This is a genomic window from Mesorhizobium sp. M2A.F.Ca.ET.067.02.1.1 (assembly GCF_004023285.1).
Taxonomy (GTDB): Bacteria; Pseudomonadota; Alphaproteobacteria; order Rhizobiales; family Rhizobiaceae; genus Mesorhizobium.
In genome coordinates this window covers 1-6274 of sequence record NZ_RZSB01000336.1, presented here as the reverse complement: position 1 = coordinate 6274, position 6274 = coordinate 1, and the positions used below count along the sequence as shown (strand labels likewise).

The window sequence follows — 6274 nt, the reverse complement described above, 5'->3', positions numbered from 1 at the left end:
ATAGACGCGTGACAGCATCTCGGCCAGCACGCCCGACGTCACCGCCTGCAGCCCGGCGATCACCAGGAAGAAGCCGGTGATCAGCATCGGCCTGGTGCCGATATCCTGCCCCCAGAAAACCTTGATCGCGAAGAGATAGGCCAGGATCAGCGAGCCGAGCACTCCGAGCACGATGCCGATGCCGCCGAAGAAATGGCCCGGCCGCGTGCGATAGCGCAGGAAGAAGAACATGAAGACGAGGTCCAGCACCACACGGAAGGTACGTGAGATACCGTATTTCGACTGGCCGTGGATGCGGGCGTGATGGGTCACCACTTCCTCGGCTATGCGTCGCGGCGTCGTCACCGTCGCCAGCCACGCCGGGATGAAGCGGTGCATCTCGCCATAGAGCCGCACGCTGCGGATGACGCTGCCGCGGAACACTTTCAGGCTGCAGCCATAGTCCTTGAGCTTAACGCCGGTGACCCGCGCGATCAGCCTGTTGGCGATGCGGGACGGCAGGCGGCGCAACCAGAACCCTTCCTTGCGGTCCTTGCGCCAGCCGGCGACGAGGTCGAGATCCTCGGTCAGCAAGCGATAGACCATGCGCGGAATGTCGAAGGGGTCGTTCTGCAGATCGCCGTCGAGCGTCGCGATGACATCGCCGCGCGCGGCGTCGAGGCCAGCCTGCATGGCGGCGGTCTGCTTGTAGTTGCGCACCAGCTCCACGCCATGCACATACGGCCCGTACTGCGCCGCCAGCCGGCGGATCTCGGCGGGGGTGGCGTCGGTGCTGCCGTCGTCGACCAGCACCACCTCCCATGGCTGGCTGTAATTCTCCATCGCCTGATGGATGCGCACAAGCAGCGGCTCGACATTGTCGGCCTCGTTATACATCGGGATGACGATGGAAAGCTTGTGCTCGGGCATGACGGCGCCCTCGGGCAATCCCGATGCGGGGATGGGAAGCACGTTCATGGCGGTCATTTCCTTGCCGGTCCCGCCGCCGGGGTTTCCGGCAGCGTCGATTTCGAGGGGAACAGCCAGGCGATCGCACCGGTTGCGACCGCCGAGCACAGGATGAAGAGATGCAGCGCGAGCGCCGCCTGCAAGCCGTCCTTCATGGCAATGCCGGAATAGAGCAGCGCCGCGGCGGCGCCCGCCTCATAGGTGCCGAAGCCGGCGACGCCCTGCACTGGCAGGATGGCGGCTGCCTCCGCGCCGACGGCGCCGGGAAAGGCGGTCTGGAACGAGGTGTTGAGCAGCATGGCGAGCAGCCAGCCCTGCACGCCGAGCTTCAGCGCCCAGTTGGCGATCGTCCACCACCAGCCATAGCGCGAGCGCCCCGTCGCCTCAGTGAAGATGTCGCGCAATTTGCCGAGCTTGGAGACGATCCTGCCGCCGGCTGTCCAGTTGTGCGGCGCGCGGGCCCAGCGCGGCAGGTACCAGGCGGCGGCGATCAGCGCCGCAATGCCGGCGGCCCGCAGCGCCAGATGGAGGCCCGGCCAAACGAGGCAGGCCAGCACGCCGACGACGAAAGCGTCCTGCAGCCTGAACCAGAGAAGAGAGGCGCTGGCGCGCACGATCGACACGCCGAACACCTGACGCAACAGGATCGGAAAGGCCGTCTCGCCGCCGCGGAAGGGAACGACGTTGATCATGGCATTGTGGATCAGGATGATACGCAGCGCGGCGCCGAAGCGGCCGTTCACATCGTCGCGGAACTCGTCGCAGACGCGCAGCGCCCTGAGCACATAGGTGACGAACAGCGCTGCCGCGACCGCCACGAAGGCGCCGGGCGTGATGGAGGCGAAGGCATCGCCAACCATCTTCCAGCGCTGATCGCTGGCAAGCCATGCCAGCAGCGCCAGTGTGACGACTATCGATATCGCTCGCTTCAACCAATTCTCCGATGGCGCCACCGCCGCGTTGGAGCGGCTTATCCGGTGGTTCGACAATTCACGCCTTTATCCGCGGGTCGCTTCGCCGACGCGGCTCGACGGGCGCGCCGTCACGGGCGGGTGATCCTATAGACCAGCATCGTATCCGAATCCACAAGCTTGGTCGCAGTCTTGTCGAGGTGGTCGATCACTGCGTCATGAGGTTCGACGAACCATTGCCAGCGGCAGCAGTCTCGGCTTGCCGCCGGCCGTCGCGCCTCGCAACTCACTTGTTTCTGCGCTGTCTAACATGTGGAGCAGCCCCCTACCGAAGCTATTCTGGCGACATCCAATCGCCAGGCAAGGTCAGACTATACAACATTGTAATATCCCTGGTTAACTAACGGCTTGTAGTGATCACTTGGGCCTCGACTCAGTTGACATCGGGCCGCGCGCGGCTGTTAATAGGCTCAAGGGCGCTGATCGCGCCGCCATTGGGCCGACAGGCCCGGGCATCGTGACGGCTCGCGGCAGGCCCCGAAGAAACATCTTCCAGATCATGGTTCATCGGCCCCGCCGTGTCGGGGTCGAGAGGGGGTATTGATATGTGCACGCGCATCGGAACGACAGCTGAAGCCACTTCGGCATCCGAACGGAGTCGACTTGAATTGAGCAGGGCCGATCGGCTTGCCAGAGGCGGCTGGCTGGTTCCGCTCCTGGTCGCCTGCGGCCAGCTTGCTTTTAGCGGCGCCGCCGGCGCGGCTCCGGCGAAGACCGGTGCGGCCGTCGAGGCCGCTGCCAAGCCCGACATTGCTCCGACGGCTTTCGAGCTGCAGCTTCTCTACGCCGACCGCACCTGGAACTGGAAGAACGGCGCCGCCTATTTCGGAATGGACAGGCGCCTGCATGCCTGGACGAAGGGGGAAGATTCGCCGGCCGTCGGCGAAGGCCGCTGGCTGGTAACGGAAAAGGGCAAGATGTGCATGGAACTTGCCTGGCGGTCCAAGACCTACTCCACCAAGCCGCAGCGTACCTGCTACAGCCATCGTGTCGACAAGGGCAACATCGAGCAGCGCAAGGATCCCGATGGCACGTGGTATGATTTCAAGCACGCCAAGGACGATCCCGCCGACGAGCACCAGAAGTTCGAGGCGGGCAACACCAAGGGTGCTCAATTTGAAGCTGCCCGCAAATTGATCGACACCAAGAGCTGACGCAGCGTCAATGCTCGGCCAATTTTGGGCCGAGCAAGCGTGACGCTGGATCTGGAAAGTGGAGGCTCGCTGAGCCGGCCTTAGCCGAACTCAGCGAGCCCGCGCCCCGACACATTACTCACAGGGCCGACCGCCGGCCTTGCGGGCCGGCGTTTCTGATTGACGTTCGCGCCGCGCGGCGCGCGCAATGCGCGCGGCATGGCGGCCGAAGCGCCGGAATCGCGCAAGGCCGGACCGAGCCCGAAAAAGGGTGCGGCCGTCCTGACGATAGTGTCGATGTCGGAAAGTTGCGCCACGAAGCCCAGCTGTTCGCGGGCAAGGCCGGGGTCGGCGAAAAGCCCGGCCGGATCGCCGGGGCGTCGCGCCTTGTACATGACCGGGACCGGCCGCGATGTGATCCGCTCGACCGCCTCCATGATCTGCCTGATCGAGACCCCGCGGCCGGTGCCAAGGTTGACAGCAAGGCTTTTGCCGCCGGCCTCCAGATGCATGAGGGCCTTGAGATGCGCCCGGGCGAGGTCGCCGACATGGATGTAGTCGCGCACGCAGGTGCCGTCCGCTGTCTCGTAGTCGGTGCCGAAAACCTCGATCGCCTCGATCATGCCGGACGCCGCCATCAACACCCTGGGAATGAGATGGGTTTCCGGCGTGTGCCATTCGCCAAGCTCGCCGTCGGGGTCGGCGCCGCAGGCGTTGAAGTAGCGCAGGATCGCGTATTTCATCCCATAGGCCGCGGCATGGTCCTTGATGATCTGTTCGCCCATCAGCTTGCTGCGGCCGTAAGGGCTGATCGGGTTCTGCGACGAGGTCTCGCGCACGGGCAGCGCCTCGGGCATGCCATAGGTCGCGCAGCTGGAGGAGAAGATGATGTTGCCGATGCCGTTCGCCCGCGCGGCCTCGAGCACGGCGATCGTGCCGGCGACATTGACCGAATAATAGTCCGCCGGGTCACTGACCGACTCGCCGACATAGGCGAGCGCGGCGAAGTGGACGACCGCCTGCGGCCTGTGGCTGGCGATGGCCCGCTCGAGCGCGCCGCGGTCGCGGATATCGCCGACCACCAGCGGCCCCCAGGCCACCGCTTTCTCGTTGCCGCGGCTGAGATTGTCGTAGACCACCGGCAGGTAGCCGGCCGCCGCCAGCTGCTTGCAGGTGTGGCTGCCGATGAAGCCGGCGCCGCCCGTCACCAGGATGGGGCGGGCACTCATAGCGCCAAAGCCCCGCCGGAGGACAGATGGTCGCCGCGTGAGGTCCCGGGCTGCCGGCGGCCCAGCAGGGCTTCGAAATAGGCCGTGGTGTGGGACAATCCTTCGCTGAGCGCGATTCTCGGCTCCCAGCCGAGATGCTGCCTGGCGAAGGAAATGTCGGGTTTGCGCTGCCGGGGATCGTCGACGGGCAGCGGCCTGTGCACGATCCGCGAGCGGGAATTGGTGTAATCGAGGACGAATTCGGCCAGTTCCATGACGGTGAACTCGCCGGGGTTTCCGAGGTTGACCGGATGGTTCGGCCCCGCGGGCGACCGCATCAGCCGCATAAACCCTTCGATCAAGTCGTCGACATAGCAGAAGGAGCGCGTCTGGGTGCCGTTGCCATAGACGGTGATATCGTCCCCGCGCAGTGCCTGAACGATGAAATTGGACACCACGCGACCGTCATCGGGCCGCATGCGCGGCCCATAGGTGTTGAAGATGCGCGCCACCCGGATATCGAGGCCGTAGGTTCTCGCATAGTCAAAGAACAGCGTTTCGGCCGAGCGCTTGCCTTCATCGTAGCAGGCGCGCGGGCCATGCGTGTTGACGTTGCCGAAATAGCCTTCGGGCTGCGGATGAACCAGCGGGTCGCCATAAACCTCGGAGGTCGAGGCCTGGAATATCTTGGCGTTGTGGCGCCGGGCAAGTTCCAGAAGGTTGATTGCCCCGAGCACGCTGGTCTTGAACGTGTGGATGGGATCGGCCTGGTAGTGAGGCGGGGACGCCGGGCAGGCGAGGTTGTAGATCTCGTCGACGGCGATATCCATCGGCAAGGCATCGACAACGTCGTGGCTGATGCAGGTGAAGGCGGCGTCGCGCGCGATACCGGCTAGATTGTATCTTTTGCCGGTGTGGAAATTGTCCAGGGCGATGACTTCATAGCCGTCCGCAAGCAGCCGCTCGCACAAATGAGAACCCAGGAATCCCGCTCCGCCGGTGACCAGGGCCCGGCCGCGATCGATGCTTTTTCGTCCCGATCGAACCGGCTTCAGAACTTTGATGACCCTATTCATGCCAACCTCGTACGCACACACACTACCGTTCCGGGACGGGGGCTACCCGACCAGGTCACAAAGGCGATTCCTCCGCATGTGCGGAACCGCCTGCACTGATGTGCGTCATACTTTTCTGAGTTCGCGAGGCTGTCGCTCTACGGCTTGTCTTCGCCGCATAAGCGTCCCTTCCGCCCCTAAGTCGCGATCCACGAGTCGGTTGCCACCACCGCAGACTGCTCGCCCAAATTGCACACCCAACGCATACGAAGATATACCTGTGTCGGGGGTGGTCAACTAAATTAGCGTTTTGTTAACCTCACGTCTTTGCGAATGGTTAACCAAGGAGTGGGCGCACAGGGCGCATCAGCGGTGAGACGCTGCCCCGGAAAGCTTGGTAACGGCGCCGCGTTCATCGAATTGCGGCAGCAGGCCGGGAGAGGCTCTCGGCATCATCCTTGAAGCCTCGAAGCAACGTCAGCAAGACGCCGGGTCGAGATTGCGCATCGTGGCTAGATGTTCTCGGCGACCGCTCCGGCACTTCTGGCGAAGCAATGCGATTGCTGTCCAAAGCCGCTCGGGCCGCAAATAAAGTCAGCGTTCCCAAGATAAGGATTGATCCTTACCACAGGCGCCGAGCGAGACGGGCTCTCTGTATGGATGTGTCGGGTTGGTTTCAAGTCGATCAAGGCGGCGTTGCCGCTTAGCGACACGCTGAATGAGCTCGACTGACCGAAGTTGAAGTATTGGCAACCGGAAGTTGCCAACAACGCACCCAGGACAAAAAGACGGGGCAGGGCCTTCATTAGAATGCGAAATTTTTGTTGAGGCAGGGCCGGCTTAAGCCTCGATAGGCCATCAGCATGAAGTAAAAATCCCCTCAAGCGCGCGGCGCTTATGTTCGAATCACGATTAGCCGCCCACCCCAACTCATTATGGCAACTTGGTTAATTTAGCGA

5 protein-coding genes are annotated in these 6274 nt (G+C 63.5%); 1 reads left to right on the top strand and 4 read right to left on the bottom strand.

Features of this window, described 5'->3' with window-relative positions; all coding sequences use genetic code 11:
* Together EOA28_RS21250 and EOA28_RS21245 are read right to left on the bottom strand one after the other, a co-directional pair.
* On the bottom strand, nt 1-957 hold a 957-nt coding region (locus EOA28_RS21250), incomplete at its 3' end, for a glycosyltransferase family 2 protein (RefSeq protein ID WP_148670787.1).
* A gap of 5 nt (nt 958-962) precedes the next feature.
* Nucleotides 963-1880: a lysylphosphatidylglycerol synthase domain-containing protein gene (locus tag EOA28_RS21245; protein WP_127251115.1), complete on the bottom strand. Its 918-nt coding sequence runs from the start codon at nt 1878-1880 to the stop codon at nt 963-965.
* A gap of 647 nt (nt 1881-2527) precedes the next feature.
* Here EOA28_RS21245 and EOA28_RS21240 point away from each other — a divergent pair.
* The gene (locus EOA28_RS21240) at nt 2528-3073 is read left to right on the top strand and encodes a DUF995 domain-containing protein (protein WP_245463232.1); all 546 of its coding nucleotides are present in this window, start codon (nt 2528-2530) and stop codon (nt 3071-3073) included.
* Between the two features lie 80 nt (nt 3074-3153).
* On the opposite strand, the gene galE is transcribed toward EOA28_RS21240, so the two are convergent.
* Both galE and EOA28_RS21230 read right to left on the bottom strand, forming a co-directional pair.
* Nucleotides 3154-4281 (bottom strand): UDP-glucose 4-epimerase GalE, encoded by a 1128-nt coding sequence (galE, locus tag EOA28_RS21235; RefSeq protein WP_127251116.1) that lies wholly within the window; start codon nt 4279-4281, stop codon nt 3154-3156.
* Entirely contained in the window at nt 4278-5336 is a 1059-nt protein-coding gene (locus tag EOA28_RS21230; protein WP_127251117.1) for a UDP-glucuronic acid decarboxylase family protein, read from the bottom strand. The genes galE and EOA28_RS21230 overlap by 4 nt, the downstream gene beginning before the upstream one ends.
* Between the last annotated feature and the right edge of the window lie 938 nt (nt 5337-6274).

Bases quoted from the DNA above. Each gene is read 5' to 3' on its own strand.
- EOA28_RS21230 (WP_127251117.1), bottom strand. From the start codon at position 5,336: ATGAATAGGGTCATCAAAGTTCTGAAGCCGGTTCGATCGGGACGAAAA.
- galE (WP_127251116.1), bottom strand. From the start codon at position 4,281: ATGAGTGCCCGCCCCATCCTGGTGACGGGCGGCGCCGGCTTCATCGGC.